The sequence below is a fragment of the Acinetobacter sp. YH12235 genome (assembly GCF_013417705.1).
Taxonomy (GTDB): Bacteria; Pseudomonadota; Gammaproteobacteria; order Pseudomonadales; family Moraxellaceae; genus Acinetobacter.
The window spans coordinates 123,574-149,391 of sequence record NZ_VPDL01000001.1; the positions used below are offsets into that span (position 1 = coordinate 123,574).

The following is a 25,818-nucleotide window of genomic DNA, read 5'->3' on the forward strand; positions in this document are numbered from 1 at the left end:
TAATAAAAAAGCCACTAAGAAAGTGGCTTTTTTATTAAGGGTTTTAAATTTGATTAATACAGTTCACCTGATTTACGGCGAGCAATAAAATCTTTGGATTCTTTCACGATCACACCAGACAGCAGTAACAGGCCGATCAAGTTTGGAATCGCCATCAAACCGTTGAAGGTATCTGCAAACAGCCACACCAGATCCAGTGTTGCTACACAGCCAATAAATACTGACAGGATATATATGATGCGATAAGGGAATACAAATTTCTCACCGAGCAGATAGGTCGCACATTTTTCCCCGTAGTAGCTCCAGCCTAAAATGGTGGAATAGGCGAAGAAGATAATACCGAAGGTCACGATCCAGCCACCGATACCTGGCAGCAGTTTATTAAATGTAGAAACGGTCAGAACAGCACCGGTTTGTCCACCAAAATCACTGCCGGCCATGATGAAGCCCATCACCAGGACAATACCGGTAATCGAACAGACAATAATCGTGTCAATAAAGGTTCCGGTCATGGAAACCAGACCTTGACGTGCCGGGTGATCGGTTTTTGCAGCAGCAGCGGCAATCGGTGCCGAACCCATACCAGCTTCATTCGAGAAGACACCACGCGCGACACCATAACGAATCGCCGCACCAATCGCACCACCTACGGCAGCTTCACCAGTAAAGGCATAGGTGAAAATCATTTTCAGTGCAGGGCCCACTAAATCGAGATGAGTGAAAATAATGATCAGACCGCCCGCCACATAACCAATCGCCATAATTGGAACGATGAAGGAAGCAGCTCTAGAAATCCACTTAATCCCGCCTAGAATTACCAGTGCAGAAAACGCAGTGATCACGATACCTGTAACCCAGGTTTCCAGACCGAAACCATTTTCTACTGCAAGTGCAACAGTGTTGGACTGAACTGAACTACCAATTCCGAAAGATGCGACAGCACCAAAGAACGCAAAGATCAGCGCCAGCCATTTCCATTTCAGGCCACGCTCAATGTAATACATTGGACCGCCAGACATTTCACCGCGTTCATTTTTAACCCGGTATTTGACGGCCAGTACACCTTCGCCATATTTGGTTGCCATTCCGAACAGGGCAGTCATCCACATCCAGAATACGGCCCCAGGACCACCCAGTACACAGGCAGTTGCCACACCGGCAATATTACCGGTACCGATTGTAGCTGACAGTGCGGTCATGAGTGAGCCAAACTGGGAAATATCGCCTTCATGCGAAGGGTGTTTGCCAAAAACCTGTTTAAAGGCCAGTGGCAACATGCGGAACTGCCAGAACAGCAGGCGGAAGGTCAGGAATATACCGGTACCGACAATGAGGACCAGCATATATGGGCCCCAGACCCAGCCACTGACGGTTTCCATGATGCTTTGTAAATTTTGCATAAATTTCTTCTTATTTATCCGTGTCAGCTTTATTTGAGATGTTGATTGAAAAGCAATTGCTATGCCATGCGCGCTCATCCTAAACGCGAATATTGGCGGATTTGTATTCTATTTTTTACATAGTTTCAGCGCTTTGACAAGAAAAATCCTGTATTCATTGCGCCTTAAAACTAAGACTAAAGATAAATGAATATTGATATAAGAAAAATAAATTAACTTGCAAGATTAGTTGGAAAATACAAATGATGCGAATTTTCTTTTTGTATTCCATGTTTTTTACGTTAATTTGTCGCGATTAAAACTCAAAGTTGAAATGAAATAATGTCAGAAAAATATAGTCACTCATCATCGGAAGATGGTGAGCTACAGCGTAGTTTATCCAACCGGCACCTGCAGTTAATTGCCATTGGGGGTGCGATTGGCACCGGCCTGTTTATGGGTTCAGGGAAAACCATTAGCCTGGCAGGACCATCCATTCTGGTGATTTATATGATCATCGGTTTTATGGTGTTTCTGGTCATGCGTGCATTGGGTGAATTATTGTTATCCAATCTGCAATATAAATCTTTTATTGATTTTGCCACAGATCTGATCGGGCCATGGGCAGGTTATTTTGTCGGCTGGACCTACTGGTTATGCTGGATCACGATTGGTATCGCGGATTTGTCAGCCATTATCTATTACTTGCAATTCTTTAATAACGGTCTGCCATTTACTCCGGGTGAAGGCGTGTTGATCAGTATAGCCTCTATTGTCTTCATCATGGGCTTGAACCTGGCAACCGTGAAACTGTTTGGTGAAATGGAATTCTGGTTTGCCCTGATCAAGATTATCGCCATTATTGTTTTGATTGGTGTGGGTCTGTGGATGGTCTTTACTGGCTTTACTAATGATGCAGGTACGGTCGCTTCATTTGCCCATATCTGGGATCATGGCGGTTTATTTCCGACTGGGACTATGGGTTTCCTGGCTGGTTTTCAGATTGCGATTTTCGCCTTTGTAGGTGTAGAGCTGGTTGGTACTACGGCTGCTGAAACCAAAGATCCAGAGCGTAACCTGCCGAAAGCGGTGAACTCGATTCCGATCCGTATCATTATTTTCTATGTGCTGGCTCTGATCATTGTGATGTCAGTGACACCATGGGATCAGATCAATCCAAATGTTTCTCCGTTCGTGAATCTGTTCAGTCAGGCAGGTATTGCGGCGGCAGCAATCATCATGAACCTGGTGGTGCTGTCATCAGTAATGTCATCAATGAACAGTGGGGTGTTCTCGACCAGCCGTATGCTGTTTGGTTTGTCTCGTGAAGAACAGGCACCGAAAGCATTTGGTCGTTTGAATTCGCGCGCCGTTCCAGCGAATGCTTTGTATTTCTCAGCGATCTGTTTATTGCTCGGTGCAGCATTACAATACTTCGTGCCGAATACGGTTGAAGCATTTACCTTAGCAACGACTTTGTCGACTATTCTGTTTATCTGTGTATGGCTGATCATTATCTGGAGCTACATGATCTATTACCGTACCCGTCCGGAATTGCATGCTAAATCCATATTCAAGCTGCCTGGTGGATTGGTGACTTGCTGGATCGTCATTATTTTCTTTGTTGGTATGATTGGTGTGTTATCGCTGGAAGATGATACCCGTCGTGCCTTGATGGTCAGTCCGGTCTGGTTCATTTTGCTGATTATTGGATATTTAGGCTTATATAAACAGAAACATAAATAATCCATATCAATAAAAACGTCAGCGATCTGCTGGCGTTTTTTTATGTCTGAATATACTCTCTAGCGTTTAGCGCTTTGGTCATGCGGATGATCGCGTTATACTTCATCGAAAATACTCATATAGGTGGTCAGATGCGTCAGGTCATTTGCTACATCAGTTTAATTACAGTCGGTTTTGCCTTGGTCGGTTGTGGGCAGTCGGGAGCTTTACATCTTCCAAATGATCCAAACTACGATAAACGTGCCAAGTATTTACTCTATAAAAATACTGAATCTGCACCGCAAGTATCAGATGAACAACAGGATGCGCCGGTCAAGCAGCAATTTGAAGCGCCCGCTGAATCCGATTCAACACCATCTCCTTAAGACTTTCAGAGAAAGGATACATTCATGAGTTTCACCCGCATTAATGGGGTATTGCATGCTGAGCAATGTTCACTGCAACAGCTCGCAGAGCAATTTGGCACACCACTTTATGTTTATTCAAAAGCAACTTTTGAAAAGCATTATCTGGATATGGACCGTGCTTTTAGCTTTATCGATCATCAAATCTGTTTTGCGGTAAAGTCAAACTCTAATCTTGCGGTATTGAATGTATTGGCCAAGCAGGGTGCTGGTTTCGATATCGTGACTGGTGGTGAACTGGCTCGTGTCTTGAAAGCCGGTGGTGAGCCTTCAAAAATCGTATTCTCAGGCTTGGGTAAATCTGAAGCAGATATTAAAAAGGCATTAGAAGTAGGCATCGCCTGTTTTAATGTGGAATCTTATGCCGAACTGGACCGTATTCAGAAAGTAGCGGCTGAACTTAAGGTTAAAGCGCCGATTTCTCTACGTGTTAATCCGGATGTTGATGCCAAGACTCATCCATATATTTCCACTGGTTTAAAAGAAAACAAATTTGGTATTCCATCAGATAGCGTATTTGATACCTATGCTTATGCAGCATCATTGCCAAATCTTGAAGTGGTCGGGATTGACTGTCATATCGGTTCGCAGTTGACTGAAACTCAGCCGTTTGTTGATGCGCTGGATCGTGTCATTGTGATGATCGACAAGCTGAAAGACATGGGCATCAACCTGAAACACATCGATATTGGTGGTGGTCTGGGTGTGACATATAAAGATGAAATACCACCATCGGTTGAAGAATATGCCAGTGCCATGCGTCCGGCTTTAGAAAAACTGGGTTTGAAAGTTTATATGGAGCCTGGCCGTAGTATCTCTGCCAATGCAGGTGTTTTACTGACCAAAGTGGATCTGCTGAAACCAACCAATCACCGTAACTTTGCCATCATTGATGCCGCGATGAATGACCTGATTCGTCCAGCTTTATATGAAGCATGGATGGATATTCAGTCTGTGACACCGCGTACAGATGTGGAAACAAAAGAATGGGATGTGGTGGGCGCGATCTGTGAAACAGGCGATTTCCTGGGCAAAGAACGCGAGCTTGCCATTAAAGAAAATGATGTACTAGCAGTTCTTGGGGCTGGTGCATATGGTTTCGTAATGAGTTCAAACTATAACAGTCGTGGCCGTGCTGCTGAAGTGATGGTGGATGGTGATCAGGCGCATCTGATTCGTGAGCGTGAAACGGTTGAATCACTTTGGGAACGTGAGCGTTTATTGCCTTAAGGAGACTGAATAATGTTGCTTGAATTTACCAAGATGCATGGCCTGGGCAATGATTTTATGGTGGTAGACCTGATTAGCCAGCGTGCTTATCTGGATACTCTCACTATTCAGCGCTTGGCAAATCGTAACTTTGGTGTGGGTTTTGACCAGCTCTTGATTGTTGAACCGCCTGATATTCCAAGTGCAGATTTTAAATACCGTATTTTTAATGCGGATGGTTCTGAAGTTGAGCAGTGCGGTAATGGTGTGCGCTGTTTTGCCCGTTTCGTGCATGAACGTCAATTAACGACTAAAACCAAAATCAAGGTACAGACCAAAGCTGGAATCGTGGAACCTGAACTTGGTGCCAATGGCTGGGTACGAGTGAATATGGGTTATCCAAAATTCCTACCTCAGGAAATTCCATTCGTGGCTGAAGAACCGGAAAATCTGTATGACATCGATCTGGCGGGTGGTGAGAAACTGACGATTGATGTGGTGAATATGGGTAATCCACATGCAGTGACGATTGTTCCGGATGTGTTGACTGCTGATGTGGCTAAAATTGGTCCACAGGTGGAATCTCATGTGCGTTTCCCGGCACGCGTTAATGCTGGATTTATGCAGATCATTGATGAAAAGCATGCTCGTTTACGTGTTTATGAGCGTGGTGTAGGCGAAACACTGGCTTGTGGTACAGGTGCCTGTGCTGCAGCAGTGTCTGGTATGCGCCGTGGTTTGTTATCTAGCAAGGTCGAAATTGAACTTGCGGGTGGTAAATTGCAGATTGAATGGAAAGAAGGTGATGTAGTCTGGATGACAGGTCCAACTGCCAATGTTTATGAAGGTCGACTGGACTTGCGCTACTTCCAGGGTTAATCCCACATTTATTTCTCTAAAAAGCACCGCACATAGTACGGTGCTTTTTTTATGATAGGATGAATTCCATATTTAATTGATATCACAACAGCTCTATGAATCAGCTTGTGTTTTTACCGGGTGCATCAGGCAGCCAAGGCTTTTGGCAGCCGTTGTTGGCTCATTTAAAAACAGATCAATCTACAAAAATATTGACATATCCGGGCTTCGATGGGGTAGAACCAAATTCAACTATTCAAAATCTTCATGATCTGCAGGAACTCATCACAGAGCAGATTGAGGATGATTCGATTCTGGTTGCCCAGTCCATGGGGGGAGTTCTTGCAGTTGGAATTGCACTGCATCATCCACAGAAAGTCAAAGGACTGGTTTTATTGGCAACTTCTGGTGGTGTGGATCTATCACAGTTCGGTTGTGCTGATTGGCGGATAGATTATCGCGAGCAGTTTAAAGATGTTCCTGATTGGTTTTTACAAGATCAAACCGTATTTAGCCTGAAACAGTTAAGCAATCTTGAGATTCCTGTTCTACTGATCTGGGGTGACCAAGACGCTTTAAGTACCGTTCAGGTGGGGCAATGCTTAAAGCAAAATTTGAAACATGCAAACCTGCATGTAATTCAAGGCGGGGATCATTTCTTTGCGGCGACTCATCCAGTACAGGTCGCAGAACTGATTGAAGCCTGGCTGGAGTCAATTTAATGGAGCAAGTAAAGCTTTGTGCAAAAGACTTGCTCGGAATCTGGCTCAAAGAACGTGAGATCCAAAACCAGTCTAAACATACCTTGCAGGCCTATGAACGTGATGTGGCTGATTTTCTGGAATTCTGCGCAGTACAACAACTTACGCTCAATGATGTGGAAGCCACGGATTTACGCCAATTTCTGGCTGAAAAAGTCGAGCAGCACGGATTAAGTTCGAGTAGCTTGCAGCGGATGCTCTCTTCGATTCGCCAGTTTATGAAATGGGCAGAGCAAGCGCAGTATCTGGCATTTAATCCGGCTGATGATTTTCAGTTGAAACGTCAGTCACGTCCTTTGCCGGGTATGGTCGATATTGAAACTGTGAACCAGATTCTGGACCAGCCGGCTCCAGAAACCGAAGCGCAGCAGCAAATGTGGTTGAGAGACAAGGCGATTCTAGAATTACTTTATTCCAGTGGTTTACGTTTGGCAGAAATTCAGAGCTTAAGAATCAAGGATGTTGATTTTAATCGTCAGCTCCTGCGGATTACCGGTAAAGGAAATAAAACCCGGGTAGTGCCTTTTGGCTCAAAAGCCAAAGACAGCCTGATGGAATGGCTAAAAATTTATCCGCTCTGGAATGGTGATTTTGTACCTGACGCGAATGTATTTATCACCCAAAAAGGCAATCCGCTTGGTGCACGGCAAATTGAAAACCGGGTCAAGTTTCAGGCGCAGCGTGCAGGGGTTAATGTTGACCTGCATCCGCATTTATTGCGGCATTGTTTTGCCAGTCATATGCTGTCGAATAGCGGTGATCTTCGTGCCGTTCAGGAAATGTTGGGGCATAGCAATTTGAGTACTACACAAATTTATACTCATATTGATTTTGATCGACTTGCGCAGATTTATGATCAGGCGCATCCGCGGGCACAGCATAAAGAATAGGGAAAATATAAAGTTTTCTTCCGCTTGTCGGATGATTAGGATTCATGGCATAAAACTTTCATGTATCATGCTCAAAATATGACCTGAACAGACTGTTGGAAAGATATTTCACTATTGTCTTATTTTTCAAATGGCTGTTTTCGGATATAAGTATAAATAGTAATCAATTTTTAAAAGAAAATCAGCGATCTCGATACTGGAATTTTTATGGACACAGCAATTATCCCGGATATACAACAAAAGTATGCGCAGTTAAGCCCAGCTCAAAAAGACATGTTCGCGGGTTATGGTTTACGCCAGATCAAACATTTTGTTGAGATTAGCTTGCCCACTATTGAAGCCGTTCTCCCTGAAGGGGCAATTGTGCAAGGGATTAATGCGGAAGGGAAAATACAGGCTTATAATCCTGATACAGACCAGTATTATCTATGGATTTCTGATCTGCAATGGCAGACCACGCAACGAGCCAGTCAAGCTGTTGACCTGAAAGAAGATGCGCTCGAAATCTGGAATATTTTTGATCTAAAGTCTTATGAATTGATTGAACTGAGTCATGTGCATCGTGACTTTCTGCAAGTTTAATGAACATGAAGGATGACTAAGGTCATCCTTTTTTATTGTTTGTCTTGTCCTGAAATAGATTGACAGTATTCCACTTCAAACCGAGTTAAGCAATTAGCTCGGTTTTAGTTTGCTCATACGTCTGATTCGGGGTGTTCATATTTAAACTTAAATGTGGTCTATAGCAATTATAAATCATAATAGATTCCGCAATTAAGTGATCTAACTCCTTCATGGTTTGACATCGTGTAATTAAAAACTCCTGCTTTAATATTCCATTAATCCGCTCTGCTAATGCATTCTGGTAACAGTCTCCTCCATCTGTCATAGAAGGACATACCCCATAATGGCGTAATGCCGATTGATATAGTTCAGAGCAATACTGAGAGCCTCTGTCTGAATGATGAATCATCCTTGTCGCTCGATCCGTCACATGCTGCATCGCCATATGTAGAGCCTGCACAACATTCTCCGCACGCATATCATTCGATAACTTATAACCTTTAATCTGACGGGTATAAGCATCTGTCACTAAGGATAAATAATGTACGCCTTCAGCACTCTCAACATAAGTAATATCACTAACAAAGACTTCGTTGGCTTGCACTGCTGAATAATCCTTTAATAAATTTGGATGCTTCTTCATCCAATGCTTGCTATCCGTAGTTTTTGTATAGCGACGCTTGGGGCGAATCAATAAATTATGCTCTTTCAATATTTTAAATAACTGATCCCGTCCACACTTTAAACCACGCTGCAACAATTTGCCTTTAATAAGCCAATACAGCTTACGTGTTCCGATACTTGGCATGAGACAACGATATTCCATAACCAACTCAAGTATTTGTTCAGTTGCTTGTGCAGTCATTTGAGCACGTTTTTCTGCTTGATAATAAGCTTGTCGGGTGATTCCCAACCACTGACAATAACTTGAAACGCTTAGTCTTCTTTGGCTTTGCCAATCTTTGAAACGTGCTCGGTATACTTTTTTCCAAGATCAGTCCCACATTCTTTATCAATGTGATAAATCACATCCTGAATAAATTCAGTTTTAAGCTTTTCTGCGGCTAACTGCTTTTCTAATTGGCGGATTCGTTGTTGGGGGGTTAATTGGCGTTTAGAAGAAGTCGGCATATTCGAAGTCCAGTCCTGTTGTCCGTGCTTGCGTAACCATACCAGCACAGTTGATCTTCCTTGAATACCATATTTTGCCTGAGCTTGTTTATAAGTAATTTGCCCTTTTTCTACTTCATGTACAACCATCATTTTAAAGGCGAAGCTATAATCACGTTGTGTGCGTTTAACTCGTTGTTCTTGTGCATGTTCCATAAAATAAGTCTCTTAAGGTGTAAACTTATTTCAGGACGGGACAGTTGAAATATTTTATAAGTCATCCAGCGGTAACTGAAAACTTTGCTTGATGATCTGGCTGGGTAAATCAGTTTTGACACTGGTAATGCCATTTTTCTTGGTTAGATGGGTGGACTGGAATTTACGGTAACTTTCCAGATCAGGCACCACAACTTTTAACATCGCATCACATTCACCCAGAATGATATAGCACTCCATCACCTGAGGCAGCTCTTTCATCGCCTCAATAAAAGTATCAATGGTTTCTGCATCCTGACCGACCAGCCAGATCCGTGAAAACAGAATCAGTTGAAAACCGATTTTCTGTGAATCCACGATGGTGGTGTAATTTTGGATCACGCCCGCATCTTCAAGCAATTTCACCCGACGCAGACAGGAAGAAGGGGATAGTCCAATTTCACGTGCCAGATCGTTGTTCTGAATACGACCATTGGCTTGCAAGTGATGAATGATATTTTTATCAATTCGATCAAGTTTTACTCGCACAGACTTGGAAGATGTTTTCATAAATTAGAATATAATTCGAAAAATAATACTTATTATAAAATAAATTGAAAGCCTATTTTGTAAAAATTCGCAGATACTAATTTCACTTTCCGAAGATTTAAAGGAAAAGGAAATGTCTGTATTTGCACTTTTTGCACTAACCGTGCTTCCCCTGATTTTTACACCTGGACCAGATATGCTGTTTATCCTGTCTCAAGTGATGGGTAAAGATGCAAAAGCAGGCATGATGGCAACTATCGGGATTTGTTCAGGTTATCTGGTACATTCCATTTTGGTAGCAATAGGAATCGCAGCGATTATCGTGTCTTTTCCGGTATTGTTTGAGGCGATTCGCTGGTTGGGTATTGCTTATTTGCTCTATCTGGCTTGTAGCCTGTTGAAATCAGTATTTAGTAAAAACTCAATAAAAATTGAGAAAAAGACCACTGCTAATCCAGTGAAAAAAGGCTTCTTTACGGCCTTACTCAATCCTAAAGGCATGCTGATCTATTTTGCGATCTTGCCGCAGTTTATCGATAAAAGCGGAAATACTGTAAGCCAAGGCTTAATTCTCTCTTTTATTTTTATCGGTATGATTTTCATTGTTTATTGTGCTCTCAGCATTCTGTTCAGCAGAATTACCCGCAATACACAAATTGATGAGCGTAAACAGAAATGGGTTGATGGCACCTCAGGCGGTTTACTTGCCCTTGCTGCAAGCTGGTTAATTATTAATTAAGCAATTGCGTATTTTAAAAAAGCATACTGCTCCCAGTATGCTTTTTTTATATTTATAGATTGATGACAACCCGATTTTTAGACCTGCCAACAAAATAAAGCGGAGTAAATTGAGCAGATATGCAGAATAAATGATGAACAATTCTCTATTATGTCCAAACTGACCAAAGCGGTCATTTTTAAATATAAGTCATTTTCCACAAATCTAAGGACGGATTTGTGCATTTAATAAGCAAAAATCAAAAGTTCTGATGTGTTTCATCAAATAAAAAAATAATAAAAATCAAAGGTTAAATTTTATTAAATATTGATAAAATTCATTGTAATAAATCGATACGGATTAATTGTGAACGCATCGTTCAAGGAAAATTACGCATTTTTACAGCTCTTTGCTGAATTGTGACTTGACCGAAATGCCGTGCACATTGCAAGATAGGGCACCTAAAAAAATTTAAGTGAAGAGTTATTATAACTTTTCTCAACATTTACATTTGCTAAAACAGCCGAGGATTACATGAAGGCTCTTGTTGCTGTAAAACGTGTGGTTGATGCCAACGTTAAGGTTCGCGTTAAGCCGGACAACAGTGGTGTTGACTTAACAAACGTTAAAATGTCAATTAACCCATTCTGTGAAATCGCGGTGGAAGAAGCGGTTCGTTTAAAAGAAAAAGGAACTGTTTCAGAAATCGTTGTTGTTTCTATTGGTCCTAAAGAAGCTCAAGAACAAATCCGTTCTGCAATGGCGCTTGGTGCTGACCGCGGTATTCTGGTTGAAGCTGATGACAGCCAACTAGGTGCGCTAGAAGTTGCTAAAATTCTAAAAGGCGTTGTTGAAGCTGAACAACCACAATTGATCCTTCTTGGTAAACAAGCAATTGATGACGACTCTAACCAGGTTGGTCAGATGCTTGGTGCACTTCTAGGTGCAGGTCAAGGTACATTCGCTTCAGAAGTTAAAGTTGAAGGCGACAAAGTACAAGTGACTCGTGAAATCGACGGTGGTCTACAAACTGTTGAATTATCACTTCCAGCGATCGTAACTACTGACTTGCGTTTGAACGAGCCACGTTATGCAGCTCTTCCAAACATTATGAAAGCGCGTAAAAAACCGCTTGATACCAAGTCACCTGCAGATTTCGGTGTAACTACTACAACTAAACTGAAAACAGTCAAAGTTGAATCTCCTGCAGAGCGTAAAGCTGGCGTACAAGTGAAGTCTGTAGACGAACTTGTAGAAAAATTGAAAAACGAAGCGAAAGTGATCTAATACAGAAGGATAAAAATCATGAGTATTTTAGTAATCGCTGAGCACGACAACAAAGCACTTAACGCTGCTACTTTAAACGTTGTTGCTGCGGCGCAAAAAATCGGTGGTGATATCACTGTATTGGTTGCTGGTTCTGGCGCTCAAGCAGTTGCTGATCAGGCAGCTAAAGTTGCGGGTGTAAGCAAAGTTTTACTTGCTGATGACGCTGCTTATGCAAACCAACTGGCTGAAAACGTAGCAAAACTGGTTGCAGAATTAGGTAAAGGCTATAGTCATATCCTTGCTGCTTCTACTACAACTGGCAAAAACATTCTGCCACGCGCTGCTGCACTTCTTGATGTCAGCATGATCACAGACATCATCGCTGTTGATTCTGCAAATACATTCAAGCGTCCGATCTATGCAGGTAACGCGATTGCAACTGTTGAATCTTCTGAATCAGTAATCGTTGCAACTGTTCGTGGTACTGCATTTGATGCAGTTGCTGCTGAAGGTGGTTCTGCTGCGGTTGAAGCTGCTGCTTCTACTGGTGATGCTGGTATTTCTAAGTTCATTAACGAAGAAATCGTTAAATCTGAACGTCCTGAATTGACAGCTGCTCGTATCGTCGTTTCTGGTGGTCGTGGTGTTGGTTCTGGTGAGAACTACCACAAAATCCTTGATCCACTAGCTGATAAACTTGGCGCTGCTCAAGGTGCTTCACGTGCTGCAGTTGATGCTGGTTTCGTTCCTAACGATATGCAGGTTGGTCAAACTGGTAAGATCGTTGCACCTGACCTGTACATCGCTGTAGGTATCTCTGGTGCGATCCAGCACTTGGCAGGTATGAAAGAATCTAAAGTGATCGTTGCGATCAACAAAGATGAAGAAGCTCCAATTAATGCAGTAGCAGACTACTGGTTAGTAGGTGACCTGAACACTGTAATTCCTGAATTGGTTTCTAAAATCTAATTTCTGAATCAGGTTCGAAAAACGCCTCTTGTCTTTGTACTAAGAGGCGTTTTTTATTGTCTATTTTTTCTAAAATATAATTTATTTTCATAGGTATATGGGACAAATTAAAATGATAAAAAATTAAATAAGAATAAATATCAGCCTTACAGCAGCAACCTGAAAAAAATATGATTTTTAATGATCCTTTATTTCAGCGTATTTTTATTCTGATTATTGGTTTGATCATCTTTCTCCTAAGTTTGGGGGGGCTTGGTCTATTGCATCCAGTCAAGTCTATCTTTTGGTTTAGTCGTTTTCTTTTTAATATGTGGCTGTTTTGCTTATGTCGGGATGCTATTTATGTTGGCAGCATTCGCTGATACTGAAATACTCAATCGCAGGGCAGGTTGGCTATTTGAGGGACCTTCAGCTGATCCCATTGGGCTGGTGATATATATCTTATTTATAATTACTATTGGATTAGTCATTGGCGTCATTGCGCTGATTTTAACGTTTTTAATTAGATTGGTGCTGCCGTATCATAAGTATTAGAGCAGTTGGGGTTAAAATTTATCTATGAAAACCTGAGTTTTTTTATGATCATATATAGATATACCTTAGGATTGATTCATCAACAAAGATAAGTAAGCATCCATTCACTGAATCGCTGATGACGGGTTGAGTTATTGAATAAGTATTTTTAATGCTGCTTAGAAAAAATACAAAATCAGTTTTCTGGCTGGAAAATACTTTGCAGTCAGATCATGACTATTTCATTTGGGTGAAAAGTGATAAAATTCGACTTTGCTTTTCCTCCTGCTTTGAATCATGTTCTTTTCCAAAACTAGCCGTCTCTGTCAATGAGCTTTCTGCTTATTGCTCTCTATCTAAGTATCTGTATTCACACTGCCTGGAATGCACCACTTGAAGTGACGCGGTACTTATTTAGTGAATCAGGCGCTTTTGAGGTGCTTAGTCCGTGGTTGTGGTATCTGCTTGCGCTTTTGTGTCTGCTCAATATTGAAATCAAGCTAAATACCCGAATTTTTATGGCAGTAGCTGCAATTCTGCTGGGGATGCGGGAAATGGATTTTCATAAGCGTGTGTTTGAAGTCAGTTTCATTAAAACCAATTTCTATCGCAGTGCTGAAATTCCCATGATGGATAAAGTGCTTGGATTTATCTTGTTGTCAGGCATCGCTTTTGTTTTCATTGTACTGTTGAAAAAGTTAATCACTACTGTACGTACGGCTAAAAACACCTGGAACACAGCATACTTTTTTGTCTTTTTGACGATTGCCTGTGGTGGGATTAGTAAAGTACTAGACCGTACAACATCAACACTTAGTGAAGAGTTTAGTATAAAACTGCTGCCCCAAACACAAGTCATGATTATGACTATTGAAGAAGGGGTAGAGATGCTGCTGCCGATCTTGCTGATTGTGGCAGTATTGAATTACAGAAAAGTATCTAATTAAGATCACTTTTAGCCAATTCTAAGCCCAAAAAAGATGCTCAAATTTTTGCAGCATCTTTTTTTACGCCTGTTGATTTTATAATTTTTTCGTCGTTAAAAATAACAGGAAAATGATCACTAAAATGAAGATAATTAACAAGGTTAAGCTCAATATTTCGACACAAAAATACAAGTGTTTATGCTATAATTTAGGGCTGTATTTTAGTTTTTAACTCTGTCGTTTGAGTTAATTATTTTGCAAGTTTTACGACATATAAATGCAAGCCAAATCTGGCTTGTAGAATAAGGAGTATGCATGAGCGTATCGGAAATTAGACCGATTGCCATTGAGGATGAACTCAAGCACTCGTATTTAGACTATGCAATGAGCGTGATTGTTTCACGTGCCTTGCCGGATGTACGAGATGGTCTAAAACCTGTTCATCGTCGTGTGCTATTCGCAATGCACGAATTGGGCAATGACTACAACAAAGCTTACAAGAAGTCTGCCCGTGTTGTAGGTGATGTCATCGGTAAATATCACCCACATGGTGATTTTGCTGTTTATGAAACCATTGTCCGTATGGCTCAGGACTTTAGTCTGCGCTACCAACTGGTTGATGGTCAAGGGAACTTTGGTTCGATCGATGGCGATAGCGCTGCGGCAATGCGTTATACCGAAGTTCGTATGCGTAAGCTGACCCATGAATTACTGGCTGATCTGGAAAAAGATACAGTTGACTGGGAAGATAACTACGACGGTTCTGAGCGTATTCCGCAAGTCATGCCAACTCGTATTCCGAACCTGTTGGTGAATGGTGCGGCTGGTATTGCAGTCGGTATGGCGACCAATATGGCGCCACACAACATGACTGAAGTGGTGAATGCGTGTCTGGCTTATGCAGATAATCCAAATATCAGCATCGAAGGTCTGATGGAATATATTTCCGGTCCAGATTTCCCGACAGGTGGCATTATTTACGGTAAATCAGGCATCGTGGATGCCTATCGTACCGGTAAAGGCCGTTTGCATATTCGTGGTAAATATCACTTTGAAGAAGATGCTAAATCTGGCCGTACTACGATTGTCTTCACTGAAATTCCTTATCAGGTCAACAAAGCGAAAACGATTGAACGTATCGCCGAGCTGGTCAAAGAGAAAAAACTTGAAGGTATTTCTGAACTTCGTGATGAATCGGACAAGGAAGGGATGCGTATTGCGATTGACCTGAAGCGTGGTGAAAATGCTGAAGTCATCGTCAATAACCTGTTCCAGAATACACAGTTAGAAAATTCTTTCAGCATTAACATGGTTTGCTTGGACAATGGCCAGCCGAAATTGATGAATCTGAAAGACATCATCGCTGCGTTTATTCGTCACCGTCAAGAAGTCGTGACACGTCGTACTATGTACGAACTGCGCAAAGCACGTGAACGTGGTCATATTTTAGAAGGTTTAACCGTTGCTCTGGCAAATATTGATGCCATCATCGAAACCATCAAAACTTCTGCCAACCCGGCTGAAGCGCGTGAGCGTTTGCAAGCAGGTGAGTGGGCAGCAGGCGGTGTAGCAGCCTTGCTCGAAAAAGCGGGTGCTGTTTCTGTACGTCCTGATGAAATTGAAGGCGAAGATCCAAACCGCCCGTTTGGTATTGATGGCGATGTGTATCGTTTATCTCCGACTCAAGTTAACGCGATCATGGAACTACGTCTCCATCGCTTAACTGGTCTTGAGCAGGATAAACTTCAAGCTGAATATTCTGAAATCTTAGGTCAAATTGCTGAATACACAGCCATCTTAAATGACTTCAACTTATTGATGAACGTGATTAAAGAAGAGCTGGCATTGATTCTTCAGCAATATGGCGATGCGCGTAAAACAGATATCGTTGAGTCTCGTATCGACTTCTCTCGTGAAGACCTGATTCCTGAAGAACAAATGGTTCTTACGGTTTCAAAAACTGGTTATGCGAAAACTCAACCATTATCTGACTATGCTGCGCAACGTCGTGGCGGTCGTGGTAAGTCTGCAACCAGCATGAAAGAAGACGATTACATCCAGCACATGGTTGTAACATCGAACCATGCTACGGTACTTTGCTTCACCAATGTCGGTAAGGTTTATCGCCTGAAAGTTTATGAGGTGCCACAAGCTTCGCGTGGTGCCAAAGGTCGCCCAATGGTGAACTTGTTGCCGCTGGATGACAACGAAACCATTACTGCTATCTTGCCAGTGATTGATGCACCGAAGAAATTCAAAGAACGTCTGGCTGACTTCAAGGCATTTGTGAAGACCAATGCTGCCCAGCTGCAAACCAATGAAGTGATCAATAGTCACTTTGCGGCACTAGAAGCTGCTCTTGCTGAATCTGAAGATGGTGCAGATGATATTTCTGATGCACTGCGTGTTCAATTGAAAGAGCTTGGTTTAGCACTTTCAACCACTGATCTTGATGCTGACATCATCAATGACTTTGCACAGCAAGCCGAAGCTGTTCGTAAGAACTTCTATGTGTTTATGGCGACTGAGTACGGTACGATTAAACGTGTAGAACTGGAACAGTTCTCAAATGTTCGTTCAAACGGTTTACGTGCGATTGAACTGAATGGCGATGACACCTTAATTGGTGTTGCGATTACTGACGGTGAACAACAAATTATGTTGTTCTCGAACGAAGGTAAAGCAATTCGTTTCGCAGAGACTGACGTACGTTCAATGGGTCGTTCAGCCAAAGGTGTACGCGGTATGCGCGTGACCATCGGTGCTTCTCAGGTTGAAGATGCAGAAGATGCAGATGTTGAATCTGATGATGAAGATACAACTGAAGCTAACTTCATTAGTCGTATCGTATCTCTAGTGGTTGTACCTGAAACCGGTGAAGTGCTGTGTGCTTCTGCAAATGGTTATGGTAAACGTACCCCGGTAGATGACTTCCCAACCAAGAAACGTGGCGGTAAGGGTGTGATTGCAATCAAGACCTCAGAACGTAACGGTGAGCTGGTCGGTGCAGTTGCGATTGACGCATCTAAAGAACTGATGCTGATTTCTGATGGCGGTACACTGGTTCGTACCCGTGCTTCTGAAGTGGCACAGACTGGTCGTAATGCACAAGGTGTTCGTCTGATCCGTCTGGCTGAAGACGAAAAACTGGTGGGTGTAGAAGCGATTGAAGCAGTTGAAGATGAGTTGGAAATATTGGAAGATATTGAAAATACTGAATCTGCAGCTGATGATGTAACTGATACACAAGAAGCTGAAAAAGATGATGACAATACAGTAGAGGAATAAGTTCTGCTACTGATGAAAAAGGGCGCTTCGGCGTCCTTTTTTACACATCGGCTAAATGAGAGATAGATAATGAAAACCAGATTGATGCTTTTGACCGCAGCTATTGCACTTAGTGGCTGTAATAATGCAATGGATAGTATGCCTGATCCAAGCCCTGAACAGGAAAAGGCTGCGCAAGTAGCTTATGAAGATCTGCGTGATGGAAAATATGACGAGTTTTTAGCTCAGCTTGAACCGAAGTTACAGGCAGAGTTTCAAAATAATGAAAAAATCATGAAGCGTTTTTCACGTTCAATTCCGCAAGGTGAATATAAGTCCAAGACTATCATGAGAAAGAACTTCGAGGAAAATAACGGTAAACCGAGTGAATACAAGGTCAGCTATGAAATTGTCTATCCAAAAAATCTGGTTCAGTATGATGTGAGTTTTGACCAGCCGAATGGCAGTACTAAAATCCGCAACTTTAATATTCAGGTATTTGGTGAATAATTTTCAATGCGAATAGCCTGAGTAAATCCAGATTTAAGAACGTGGGCGTAGCCGATAATAGCCTAAGACCATACAGATGATGCCGATCACCAATAGATAAGCAAGCTTTCCTAGAATCATATAAGTGGGCACACCCATCTGATTGAGTTGAATAAACATCTGCACGATTTGGGTCGAAGGTAAGGCTTGCCCAATAAGTTGGACCCAGACTGGCATGGCAGCATGCGGCCAGGCGACTCCTGAAAGCATAAAGAGCGGAATCGAAGTAAAAACAATGATATGGCCGGCGCGTTGTGGCATGTCCAGAAAACTGGCGAACAGCACTGTGATACCGATCATGCAGAATACAAAGACAGGTACAGCAAGCAGCATGCCCCAGAAATTTCCACCACGGGGATAATCAAAATACCAGAAAGTAAAACCAAACAGGTAATAACAGCCCAGACAGCCAATGGTCAGAATCGCCAAACTGATGCCACTTAAGGTGGTCAGATTAATCACCTGTCTACTTTCTCGATACAACGCAATTAACATACTCAGGCCTAGAAAAATAGTCTGATGAATAATCAATGGCGCAACAGCCGGAAACACATAGCTGCCATAGCCAGAAAGCGTATTAAATAATGGAATCTGGTGAATGGATAGGGCAGGAGAGAAGTGTGAAATCTCGCTAAAGCGTTCAGCATATTCACTTAAGGTATTTTCTACTGAAGAGACCAAGCCTAAACCAATCTGTTTGGTAATTAAAAAGTTAGCAGCACTTAAGTACAGTCCAATCCCGCCATTTTCACCATGCAGGATAGATTGAGAAAGATTATCTGGTAATAATAAAATCCCGTCAGCTTTTTGAGTTTCCACCCAATATTTAGCTTCAGCAAAATTTCCAGTCACCGCCTTAATCTCTATATTCGGGCTTTGGCTGACATGACTGATAATAGTATTGGTTAAAGCACTTTGCTCTTCATCGACAATAATAATCGGCAAGGCTTCTGCCTGTTCTGCCTTATATGCGGTCGGATAAAAAAAACTGTAAAACAGAACCGATAAAATCAGCGTGGTAAAAATACTGGTATTGCTAATAATGTCTTTAAAAGTTTGGCAATAAGCTTTCCAGAGTGATTTCATGGTGACACTCCTTTGGCTGTTTTTTTGAGAAAGACATAGGCCAGCACAGCATAAAGCACGACATAAATGACGAGCACGAACATCGGTTGCAGTGAAAGAGAGAGCGGACTGCCAATCACCCATTGCTCCGTCTGTAATTTGGCATAGGGTGTATAGGGAATAATATTGGCCCAGAACTGGGTGAATAGTGGGGCATTATTAAGGGGCAAAGTCACCCCAGCAAAACTGAGCGATGAACCACCATAAACTGCTAGTAGACCAAAAGATTTGGTCAGGTCTTGAGTGGCCAGAACCACCGCACTACTGATAAAGGCATAGGCACTATAGAACAGTATTTGCGCCAGAAGAATTGGCCATAATGACCCGGCAATAAACCAGCCGCGAATTTCGACCAGCCAAAACATCCAAGCCCAGGTCCAGCAACAAAATATTGCTACATAAACCAGATTTTTAGACAGCAGTGCCGACCACAAGTTTTGTTGGGCAATCCAATGACTAACAGTATGTCGTTTAATTTCCTGACCCACAGCAAAAGCCACACAGCAACATAACAGCAAGTGCAAAATTGCCGGCACCATGTAAGGTTCCAGATAAAATTCATAATTCAGCTGCGGATTATACAGTGGGGAAATTTTAATATTCGGTGTAGGTGCTTCCAGATAGGGGAGCGTGTTGCCCAGATACTGCTTGCCGGTAAATTCAGCCAGAGCCTGCAAGGTGCTAAGTAGCATAGCCGAAGAAATGGTATTCCCGATACTAAAATAACTCTGATTAAAAGCAATACTAATTTCAGCATCCTGAGCTTTGACCAGTCGTTGCTCGGCTCCGGCAGGAATATGAATATAGCCCCAGATTTTATTTTCGTTTAATAGCTTTTCGATTTCGACCGTTTGATCAGAAATGGTATGCACTTGTAGGGTATGATTCAAAGATAAATGATCATAAATCTTGCTGCTCAGGCTACTTTGATCCTGATCAATAATGGCGACTGGTAGATGATCCGGTTTGCCTTTGGCAAACATGCTGCCAAGTAAAATCAGAATACAGGCTGGGGCGAGCAGAACCAGAGTCAGATCACATTTCTCTCTGCATAAATAGCGTATTTCACGCTGAATACCCGCCCAGAATCCAGAAGCCATTTATTTTGGCTCTTTCAATTTAAACAGCACGCTCATGCCGACTTTTAACTCAGGCATTTCAGTGACTGGCACAAGATGAACTTTAAAACTGCGGACATCATAACCACCGGTTTGGCGCGTGGTTTTAATGGTGGCAAATTCACCTTCAGCACTAATATTTTTTACTTTAAAAGTAGCTGATTGATTCAGTGCCGGAATAAACCCTTCAAGCTGTTGCTGTTTACCTAAAGCGGCATATTGGTCTTCACGAATATTCAGGCTAATCCAGCGTTCTGCCGAGATCAGGCTGACCACTGGCACTGCGGTTGCCACCAGCTCAGTGGCATTTCCATAGGTTTTGGAGACGGTACCATCAATCGGTGCCAATAATTCAGTTTCTGCTTCTAGTGCATTGGCTTCGGCGACTGCTGCACGGGCTATATCGACCTGAGCATCTGCAGAACTTTTCTGTTCTGGTGTACTGCCGCGTTTAGCCCGGGCATATTGCTGATAAGCAGCTTCGGTCATTTGGGATGCAGATTGTGAAGCTGCAAACAGTTCATCTCGGCGCTGGCGGGAAATGACACCCTCCTTAAACAGGTTAGCTCCACGTTGATAGGAAGTTTTAGCGAGTTGCTCCTGTGCTTTTAGTGACTGCCAGTTGGCATACAGAGAAGCGATATTTTCTTCCTGAGAACCACGTTCTGCGGTGGACTGAAGTGCTAATGCAGACTGTAAAGTAGCTAAGGCCTGCTGCTTTTTCGCCTCAATTTCAGGACTATGCAATTTTACCAGCGCCTGGCCTTTCTTGACGTTATCGCCTTCCTGTACATAAATCTTTTCAATCCGGCTTGGAACTTTGGTGGCCACTTGAACGGTTTCTGCCTCAACCCGGCCTTGTAGCTCGATTTCTTTGGGTTGATAGGTTTTCCATAGGCCAAACCCAATCAAAGCAAGAATCACTGGAATTAAAGCTAAAAGCAGATATTTTTTGCGCGATTTTTTTTCTGTGCTTTCAGGATTATCTGGCTCTGATTCACTGTAATTGATTTCTGAAGCCGTTTCATCAACAGGATGTTCTGGCTTTTGCTCATCTGTCATGTCTGGCTCCATTAACGAATATAGTGGGTATTGGCATGTTGCATGTAATTTGGAAATTCAACAATTGAGCCATGACTCTGTAATAAGGTCGCGAGAGATATTACATATTTATAAGCGTTTAATGCCATTTCTGCCTTTAAACTGCTGAGCATGTTTTGGGCATCGATGACCTGAGTGGCTGTCCCGACATCTTCCTTAAAGGATAACTCCTGAATACGCAGATTTTCCTGAGCTGCTTTCAGATTCTGCTGAAGTAGAGCATCACTTTGCTGGGCGCTGACTGCTTCACTAAATGATTTATAAATCAGGTTTTCAATCTCCTGTTGGGTACGCGCCGTCATGAGTTCAGCGGCATAGCGTTTCAGCTCAGCAGCCTGAATATTTTTATTTTTATCAATGCCTGAGAACAGGTTATAGCGTGCAGCTACACCCACAATCCAGTTTTGATGTTGATCCAGGCTATATTCACCAAACGCAAAAACATTTGGCTTTTTAGCGGCCTGCTGGGCTTTGACATTGGCTTTGGCCAGCTCGGTATCCATCTGCATTTTTTTGATCAGAGGAGAGTTCTGACTAAAACTGCTGAGCAGAATATTCACATTTTGGGGTTCAGCACGATTCACAAATAAAGGTGTGCTTAGCTCGGTGATATTGCTATCCAGCAACAGATTATTTAGCTGAAATAGGGCAGCATTCAGATTGGCTTGGGCATTTTGTTGTGCGCGTTCAGCATTGTTGCGTGCCACTTCGAACTGCATGCGTTGACCTTTACTGATAAAACCCTGCTGTTCCAGCTTCAGAGCATTACGATAATGTTGTTGCATGGCATTTGAATTAAAAAGTGCTGCATCCAGTAACTGTTTTTGTAGTTGAACATTAAAGTAAGACTGAATCAGTTCAAAACGCTGCGTGTCCTGTTGCTGCTGATTGCTAAGTTCGCTACGTCCTGACTGAATATTGGCAATTTCTTTGGCGCTACGGGTGAGGCCTCCGGTATATAGTGGCATCATCACGGAAACAGTGGGACGAATCACCTGATCTTCAAGGACGACATTAGACGTATCCGGAATCAGACCAACTCCGCTATGAATAGTATTGTTAAGTCCTTCACGCAGTGGATCAGTAATACCTGCAGGTAGATCCACACCATTACTGGCTTCCCACTCATTAAGCCGGCCATTCACGCCTTGAGAGAGTGAATTTTCCAGATTATTTTTAAACTGCTTTAATGGAATATCGACTTCACTATGAAAGGCATAGGCACGAACATTCAGGTCAACACGAGGTAGGCCAATACCTTTGACAGCTTCTGCTTCAAGTTTTGACGCTTGCTCCAGACTTTGAAAAGCCTGGCTACTATAGGAACGTTGCAACAATTGTTGTTCTGCATCCTTAAAGCTGATGCTTTGTGCATAAGCAAAACTGCCATACATCATAGATGCAAGCACAGTCAGACCCCAGCAGACACATTGTTTATTTTTCTTCATATTCATAAAGTGGTAATGTAAAAGTCACATTAATTCAGTCTAAGCTGCATTATAAATCAAGTGCTTGCAGTGCAGGAATGGGTTAAGTTGTAGTATTGTTGTAATTTGAAACAATTCACTTCTCAAGTTTCAAGCTGATAGTTCTATGTCACTCTAAAACTTGAGCCGAGTTTAAATTCATTTTTCAATTATTTTATATTAGCGGCCGATTCAACATCTTCTAAGCATTGGATGAGATTGAATATTTTTAGCTGTACAATTTCTCATAAATGAAATCACCGAGTTAGAACAAAAAAATCAAAGATATTCAAATTATCCCTCGAATCTAGATTGGTTTTTTGACTCTATCTTCATTCTTGGATAGAAATAATTTTGTGCAAGCGGCGTCCAGATATGGTTAAATGCCATCATTTTATTGTGTTTCACTCTGAAAGGAAAAATCATGCGCGCGTACAACTTCTGTGCTGGTCCTGCTGCATTACCTACTGCCGTACTTGAAAAGGCTCAAGCTGAAATGCTTGACTGGCAGGGCAAAGGTCTTTCGATCATGGAAATGAGCCACCGTAGTGCAGACTATGTTGCAGTTGCGGAAAAGGCAGAAGCAGACCTTCGCAAACTCATGAATATTCCTGAGAACTATAAAGTACTGTTCTTGCAGGGTGGTGCATCTTTGCAATTCTCGGCAATTCCATTGAACTTGCTGGGTAAAAACAACAAAGCTGACTATATCCGTACCGGTATCTGGTCTGAAAAAGCATTGAAAGAAGCTAAACGCTATGGCGATATCAATGTGGTTGAAGCAGGCATTAAAACTGAAGATGGTAAATTAGCGATTGCTGATCAAAGCACATGGAATCTTTCTGATGATGCCGCTTATGTGCATTATGCAGATAACGAAACTATTGGCGGTCTGCAATTTGCCCATGTGCCAGAAACTGATAAGCCACTCGTATGTGATTTCTCTTCAAGCATTCTGTCTGCACCGATTGATGTTTCTAAATTCGGTCTGATCTATGCCGGTGCGCAAAAGAATATTGGCCCTGCAGGTTTAACACTGGTTATTATCCGTGAAGATCTGCTTGATCAGGCTAAACCTGAAATTCCAAGCATCCTGAAATATGCAGATCAAGCGAAAAATGGTTCGATGGTCAACACACCATCAACTTATGCATGGTATCTATCTGGTCTGGTATTTGAATGGTTACTGGAACAGGGCGGTGTAGACGCGATTCATAAAGTGAACCTGCAAAAAGCTGAATTGCTTTATGGCTATATCGATTCTAGCGACTTCTATGCAAATCCGATTGCCAAAGAAAACCGTTCAATCATGAACGTTCCATTTACCTTGGCAAATCCTGAACTTGAAAAACAGTTCCTGCAAGAAGCAAAAGAAAACCATTTGCTTAACCTTGCCGGCCACCGTTCAGTAGGCGGTATGCGTGCCAGCATTTACAATGCCGTACCGTTAGAAGGTGTACAGGCATTGGTAAACTTCATGGATGACTTTGCTAAACGCAATGCTTAATTCCTGAGAATTAAAAAACCCGGCAATTGGCCGGGTTTTTTTATCATTTAATTCGGGTTAAAAAACAAAGTTATGTAAGATATAGCCGCAAATGAGCATACCCAATACGAAAAATAGGCATGACATCATATCAAGCTGATAACGCGAGCCAAGATGATGCTCAACCTGCTGTAAATTTTCTTCTTGAACGATTTTCATAGATATTTATTATCCGATCTATTTATCGTAAATGATTATTTGTTGATCGTATTTTTACCATAAAAAATTGATTAAATAAAGTACATTCTTAACTAAACTTCATAAAGTATTAATTTTATTTAAATAACTGGCCTCAATATATTCATAAAAATAGAACTATTATATTAAGTCATTATTTTTATAATGTTTTAATATGATTATTCAGTTTAAGATAACATTGAAAATGAATTTATTTGAATTTAAATCTGTGGATAAATCTATTTTTAATAAATTCAAAATCCATTAATTCTGATTTCAATTGTGGATAAAAAATAATCAGAATTGAGAGAATATCGCACTAAAATAAATAAAAAACAGGAGACTCATATAAAAATATGAGCCTCCGATCTGGATATTCAGCTTAAGCTGCTTTTCGATAGATATTGGCCTGAATCCACAGATTGCCCCGAATATATTGACCAATCTGGAAATCTTTATGCTTGTCATTGCGGGTGGCTACACGGATCAAGGTAGCCGGCTGGCCTTCATCATGAATCAGGGTAACATCATAGAGCATGTAGTCCTGATCCATAAATTGCATTGAAGTTTTACCGACAATATTGCCCTGGAACCAGGCTTCATCTTCCTGACCCATGGTCTCACCATAGAGATAAGCGACCATTTTGGAGAAATCAACCGTTACCGGTTCTTTGTCTTCTTCAGATTTCGGCTCCCAAGCATCGATCTGTTCCTGTAAATTATCCGGTGCAACACCATTATTTTCCGCAAGAATTGCATTCAGGGCACGGTGATGTTTGATAGAGGCAGGATCATCCACGACTAAATGTTCATGGTCAGTCACCACTTCCAGTTCATAAGCCCAAGCATTTAAGTTGACGATATAAGACTGGTCTTTTTCATAATGCGACCGGTTGACGCTGTACAGCGTATCAAAGGCATAGATGATATTGTTGGCACCCAGATTGAGACGCAACACAGCTTGGGTGTCGGATTTACAAGAAATAATCCGGTCAATCGTGGCTTTCACCTGGTAGGGACTGTCAAAACCCGGAAATGCGGTTTTCACAGCCTGTGGCTTGTTATTTTCTACGGCAATCACTTGGCTTAATTGTACCGCAGCTTTGCTCGGTCCCTGAATCAGCCAGGTGGTTTCATCCATATCGCATTCTTGTGTACACAAGCCCATCGGCATTACAGGTGCGTCAAGGGCTTTGCCTAACCACTGGGGAACATCTGTGCCTGGGTTTTCAGTAAGCAAGGTCCAATGTTCGACATGACTACCGAAATTTTGATCATCAATAGTGATGATCTCTGGGCTATTCTGTTTTTTCATATGCACAATTGATCTTGGATGACTTATTTATAGTTAATCGAGGGTCATTACGATTTTTCAAGTCACTCGAATGAATTTAAAAATTAAAATGCAA

At 41.9% G+C, this 25,818-nt stretch carries 23 protein-coding genes; 15 read left to right on the forward strand and 8 right to left on the reverse strand.

Going from position 1 to position 25,818, the window contains the following annotated elements:
- Positions 1-53: 53 nt before the first annotated feature.
- Positions 54-1,400, reverse strand: a complete 1,347-nt coding sequence (locus FTV13_RS00635) for a sodium:alanine symporter family protein (RefSeq protein WP_034170962.1) — start codon at positions 1,398-1,400, stop codon at positions 54-56.
- Positions 1,401-1,721: 321 nt separating this feature from the next.
- Here FTV13_RS00635 and FTV13_RS00640 point away from each other — a divergent pair, with 321 nt between their 5' ends.
- From FTV13_RS00640 to FTV13_RS00670, 7 genes are all read left to right on the forward strand, one after another.
- Positions 1,722-3,125 carry an amino acid permease gene (locus FTV13_RS00640; RefSeq protein WP_180010648.1) on the forward strand — a complete coding sequence of 468 codons (1,404 nt, stop codon included), beginning with the start codon at positions 1,722-1,724 and terminating at the stop codon, positions 3,123-3,125.
- A 131-nt stretch (positions 3,126-3,256) separates the two neighbouring features.
- Entirely contained in the window at positions 3,257-3,490 is a 234-nt protein-coding gene (locus FTV13_RS00645; protein WP_005236736.1) for a lipoprotein, read from the forward strand.
- Between the two features lie 24 nt (positions 3,491-3,514).
- Positions 3,515-4,759, forward strand: coding sequence for a diaminopimelate decarboxylase (gene lysA / locus FTV13_RS00650; RefSeq protein WP_180010650.1), 1,245 nt, complete (start codon positions 3,515-3,517; stop codon positions 4,757-4,759).
- Between the two features lie 12 nt (positions 4,760-4,771).
- Entirely contained in the window at positions 4,772-5,617 is an 846-nt protein-coding gene (gene dapF / locus FTV13_RS00655; RefSeq protein WP_004784684.1) for a diaminopimelate epimerase, read from the forward strand.
- A gap of 95 nt (positions 5,618-5,712) precedes the next feature.
- Positions 5,713-6,318, forward strand: a complete 606-nt coding sequence (locus tag FTV13_RS00660) for an alpha/beta fold hydrolase (protein WP_180010653.1) — start codon at positions 5,713-5,715, stop codon at positions 6,316-6,318.
- A gap of 38 nt (positions 6,319-6,356) precedes the next feature.
- Positions 6,357-7,247, forward strand: a complete 891-nt coding sequence (gene xerA / locus FTV13_RS00665; protein ID WP_180010732.1) for a site-specific tyrosine recombinase/integron integrase — start codon at positions 6,357-6,359, stop codon at positions 7,245-7,247.
- Positions 7,248-7,454: 207 nt separating this feature from the next.
- Positions 7,455-7,829, forward strand: a complete 375-nt coding sequence (locus FTV13_RS00670; RefSeq protein WP_180010655.1) for a hypothetical protein — start codon at positions 7,455-7,457, stop codon at positions 7,827-7,829.
- A gap of 85 nt (positions 7,830-7,914) precedes the next feature.
- Here FTV13_RS00670 and FTV13_RS00675 read toward each other — a convergent pair.
- Together FTV13_RS00675 and FTV13_RS00680 are read right to left on the reverse strand one after the other, a co-directional pair.
- A protein-coding gene (locus tag FTV13_RS00675) for an IS3 family transposase (protein WP_159124595.1) occupies positions 7,915-9,137 on the reverse strand; the annotation gives its coding sequence in 2 pieces (ribosomal slippage) (positions 7,915-8,801 and positions 8,801-9,137; 1,224 coding nt in all).
- A gap of 54 nt (positions 9,138-9,191) precedes the next feature.
- Positions 9,192-9,686, reverse strand: a complete 495-nt coding sequence (locus tag FTV13_RS00680; protein ID WP_180010657.1) for an Lrp/AsnC family transcriptional regulator — start codon at positions 9,684-9,686, stop codon at positions 9,192-9,194.
- Between the two features lie 112 nt (positions 9,687-9,798).
- Here FTV13_RS00680 and FTV13_RS00685 point away from each other — a divergent pair, with 112 nt between their 5' ends.
- From FTV13_RS00685 to FTV13_RS00715, 7 genes are all read left to right on the forward strand, one after another.
- A complete protein-coding gene (locus tag FTV13_RS00685) occupies positions 9,799-10,404 on the forward strand; it encodes a LysE family translocator (protein ID WP_180010659.1) in 606 nt (201 codons plus the stop codon).
- A 513-nt stretch (positions 10,405-10,917) separates the two neighbouring features.
- A complete protein-coding gene (locus tag FTV13_RS00690) occupies positions 10,918-11,670 on the forward strand; it encodes an electron transfer flavoprotein subunit beta/FixA family protein (RefSeq protein WP_159124425.1) in 753 nt (250 codons plus the stop codon).
- Between the two features lie 18 nt (positions 11,671-11,688).
- Complete coding sequence (locus tag FTV13_RS00695) at positions 11,689-12,621, forward strand: electron transfer flavoprotein subunit alpha/FixB family protein (protein WP_125278450.1); 933 nt, start codon at positions 11,689-11,691, stop codon at positions 12,619-12,621.
- Positions 12,622-12,963: 342 nt separating this feature from the next.
- The gene (locus FTV13_RS00700) at positions 12,964-13,155 is read left to right on the forward strand and encodes a hypothetical protein (protein WP_180010661.1); all 192 of its coding nucleotides are present in this window, start codon (positions 12,964-12,966) and stop codon (positions 13,153-13,155) included.
- Between the two features lie 308 nt (positions 13,156-13,463).
- A complete protein-coding gene (locus FTV13_RS00705) occupies positions 13,464-14,081 on the forward strand; it encodes a hypothetical protein (RefSeq protein WP_180010664.1) in 618 nt (205 codons plus the stop codon).
- 294 nt (positions 14,082-14,375) lie between these two features.
- Positions 14,376-17,348 (forward strand): DNA gyrase subunit A, encoded by a 2,973-nt coding sequence (gene gyrA / locus FTV13_RS00710; protein ID WP_179992661.1) that lies wholly within the window; start codon positions 14,376-14,378, stop codon positions 17,346-17,348.
- 69 nt (positions 17,349-17,417) lie between these two features.
- Positions 17,418-17,837: a DUF3887 domain-containing protein gene (locus tag FTV13_RS00715; protein ID WP_125278447.1), complete on the forward strand. Its 420-nt coding sequence runs from the start codon at positions 17,418-17,420 to the stop codon at positions 17,835-17,837.
- A 33-nt stretch (positions 17,838-17,870) separates the two neighbouring features.
- On the opposite strand, the gene FTV13_RS00720 is transcribed toward FTV13_RS00715, so the two are convergent.
- The 4 genes from FTV13_RS00720 to FTV13_RS00735 are packed head-to-tail and all read right to left on the reverse strand — an operon-like array spanning position 17,871 to position 22,674.
- Positions 17,871-18,962 (reverse strand): ABC transporter permease, encoded by a 1,092-nt coding sequence (locus tag FTV13_RS00720; RefSeq protein WP_180010666.1) that lies wholly within the window; start codon positions 18,960-18,962, stop codon positions 17,871-17,873.
- Positions 18,959-20,101, reverse strand: a complete 1,143-nt coding sequence (locus FTV13_RS00725; RefSeq protein WP_125278445.1) for an ABC transporter permease — start codon at positions 20,099-20,101, stop codon at positions 18,959-18,961. The genes FTV13_RS00720 and FTV13_RS00725 overlap by 4 nt, the downstream gene beginning before the upstream one ends.
- Positions 20,102-21,181: an HlyD family secretion protein gene (locus tag FTV13_RS00730; protein ID WP_179992663.1), complete on the reverse strand. Its 1,080-nt coding sequence runs from the start codon at positions 21,179-21,181 to the stop codon at positions 20,102-20,104.
- Between the two features lie 11 nt (positions 21,182-21,192).
- The gene (locus FTV13_RS00735) at positions 21,193-22,674 is read right to left on the reverse strand and encodes a TolC family protein (protein WP_180010668.1); all 1,482 of its coding nucleotides are present in this window, start codon (positions 22,672-22,674) and stop codon (positions 21,193-21,195) included.
- Positions 22,675-23,110: 436 nt separating this feature from the next.
- Here FTV13_RS00735 and serC point away from each other — a divergent pair, with 436 nt between their 5' ends.
- Positions 23,111-24,193, forward strand: a complete 1,083-nt coding sequence (gene serC, locus FTV13_RS00740; protein WP_166137710.1) for a 3-phosphoserine/phosphohydroxythreonine transaminase — start codon at positions 23,111-23,113, stop codon at positions 24,191-24,193.
- A gap of 598 nt (positions 24,194-24,791) precedes the next feature.
- On the opposite strand, the gene FTV13_RS00745 is transcribed toward serC, so the two are convergent.
- Entirely contained in the window at positions 24,792-25,724 is a 933-nt protein-coding gene (locus tag FTV13_RS00745) for a hypothetical protein (RefSeq protein WP_159124053.1), read from the reverse strand.
- Positions 25,725-25,818: the final 94 nt, after the last annotated feature.

Bases quoted from the DNA above. Each gene is read 5' to 3' on its own strand.
- FTV13_RS00635 (WP_034170962.1), bottom strand. From the start codon at position 1,400: ATGCAAAATTTACAAAGCATCATGGAAACCGTCAGTGGCTGGGTCTGG.
- FTV13_RS00640 (WP_180010648.1), top strand. From the start codon at position 1,722: ATGTCAGAAAAATATAGTCACTCATCATCGGAAGATGGTGAGCTACAG.
- FTV13_RS00645 (WP_005236736.1), top strand. From the start codon at position 3,257: ATGCGTCAGGTCATTTGCTACATCAGTTTAATTACAGTCGGTTTTGCC.
- lysA (WP_180010650.1), top strand. From the start codon at position 3,515: ATGAGTTTCACCCGCATTAATGGGGTATTGCATGCTGAGCAATGTTCA.
- dapF (WP_004784684.1), top strand. From the start codon at position 4,772: ATGTTGCTTGAATTTACCAAGATGCATGGCCTGGGCAATGATTTTATG.
- FTV13_RS00660 (WP_180010653.1), top strand. From the start codon at position 5,713: ATGAATCAGCTTGTGTTTTTACCGGGTGCATCAGGCAGCCAAGGCTTT.
- FTV13_RS00670 (WP_180010655.1), top strand. From the start codon at position 7,455: ATGGACACAGCAATTATCCCGGATATACAACAAAAGTATGCGCAGTTA.
- FTV13_RS00680 (WP_180010657.1), bottom strand. From the start codon at position 9,686: ATGAAAACATCTTCCAAGTCTGTGCGAGTAAAACTTGATCGAATTGAT.
- FTV13_RS00685 (WP_180010659.1), top strand. From the start codon at position 9,799: ATGTCTGTATTTGCACTTTTTGCACTAACCGTGCTTCCCCTGATTTTT.
- FTV13_RS00690 (WP_159124425.1), top strand. From the start codon at position 10,918: ATGAAGGCTCTTGTTGCTGTAAAACGTGTGGTTGATGCCAACGTTAAG.
- FTV13_RS00695 (WP_125278450.1), top strand. From the start codon at position 11,689: ATGAGTATTTTAGTAATCGCTGAGCACGACAACAAAGCACTTAACGCT.
- FTV13_RS00700 (WP_180010661.1), top strand. From the start codon at position 12,964: ATGTTGGCAGCATTCGCTGATACTGAAATACTCAATCGCAGGGCAGGT.
- FTV13_RS00705 (WP_180010664.1), top strand. From the start codon at position 13,464: ATGAGCTTTCTGCTTATTGCTCTCTATCTAAGTATCTGTATTCACACT.
- gyrA (WP_179992661.1), top strand. From the start codon at position 14,376: ATGAGCGTATCGGAAATTAGACCGATTGCCATTGAGGATGAACTCAAG.
- FTV13_RS00715 (WP_125278447.1), top strand. From the start codon at position 17,418: ATGAAAACCAGATTGATGCTTTTGACCGCAGCTATTGCACTTAGTGGC.
- FTV13_RS00720 (WP_180010666.1), bottom strand. From the start codon at position 18,962: ATGAAATCACTCTGGAAAGCTTATTGCCAAACTTTTAAAGACATTATT.
- FTV13_RS00725 (WP_125278445.1), bottom strand. From the start codon at position 20,101: ATGGCTTCTGGATTCTGGGCGGGTATTCAGCGTGAAATACGCTATTTA.
- FTV13_RS00730 (WP_179992663.1), bottom strand. From the start codon at position 21,181: ATGACAGATGAGCAAAAGCCAGAACATCCTGTTGATGAAACGGCTTCA.
- FTV13_RS00735 (WP_180010668.1), bottom strand. From the start codon at position 22,674: ATGAATATGAAGAAAAATAAACAATGTGTCTGCTGGGGTCTGACTGTG.
- serC (WP_166137710.1), top strand. From the start codon at position 23,111: ATGCGCGCGTACAACTTCTGTGCTGGTCCTGCTGCATTACCTACTGCC.
- FTV13_RS00745 (WP_159124053.1), bottom strand. From the start codon at position 25,724: ATGAAAAAACAGAATAGCCCAGAGATCATCACTATTGATGATCAAAAT.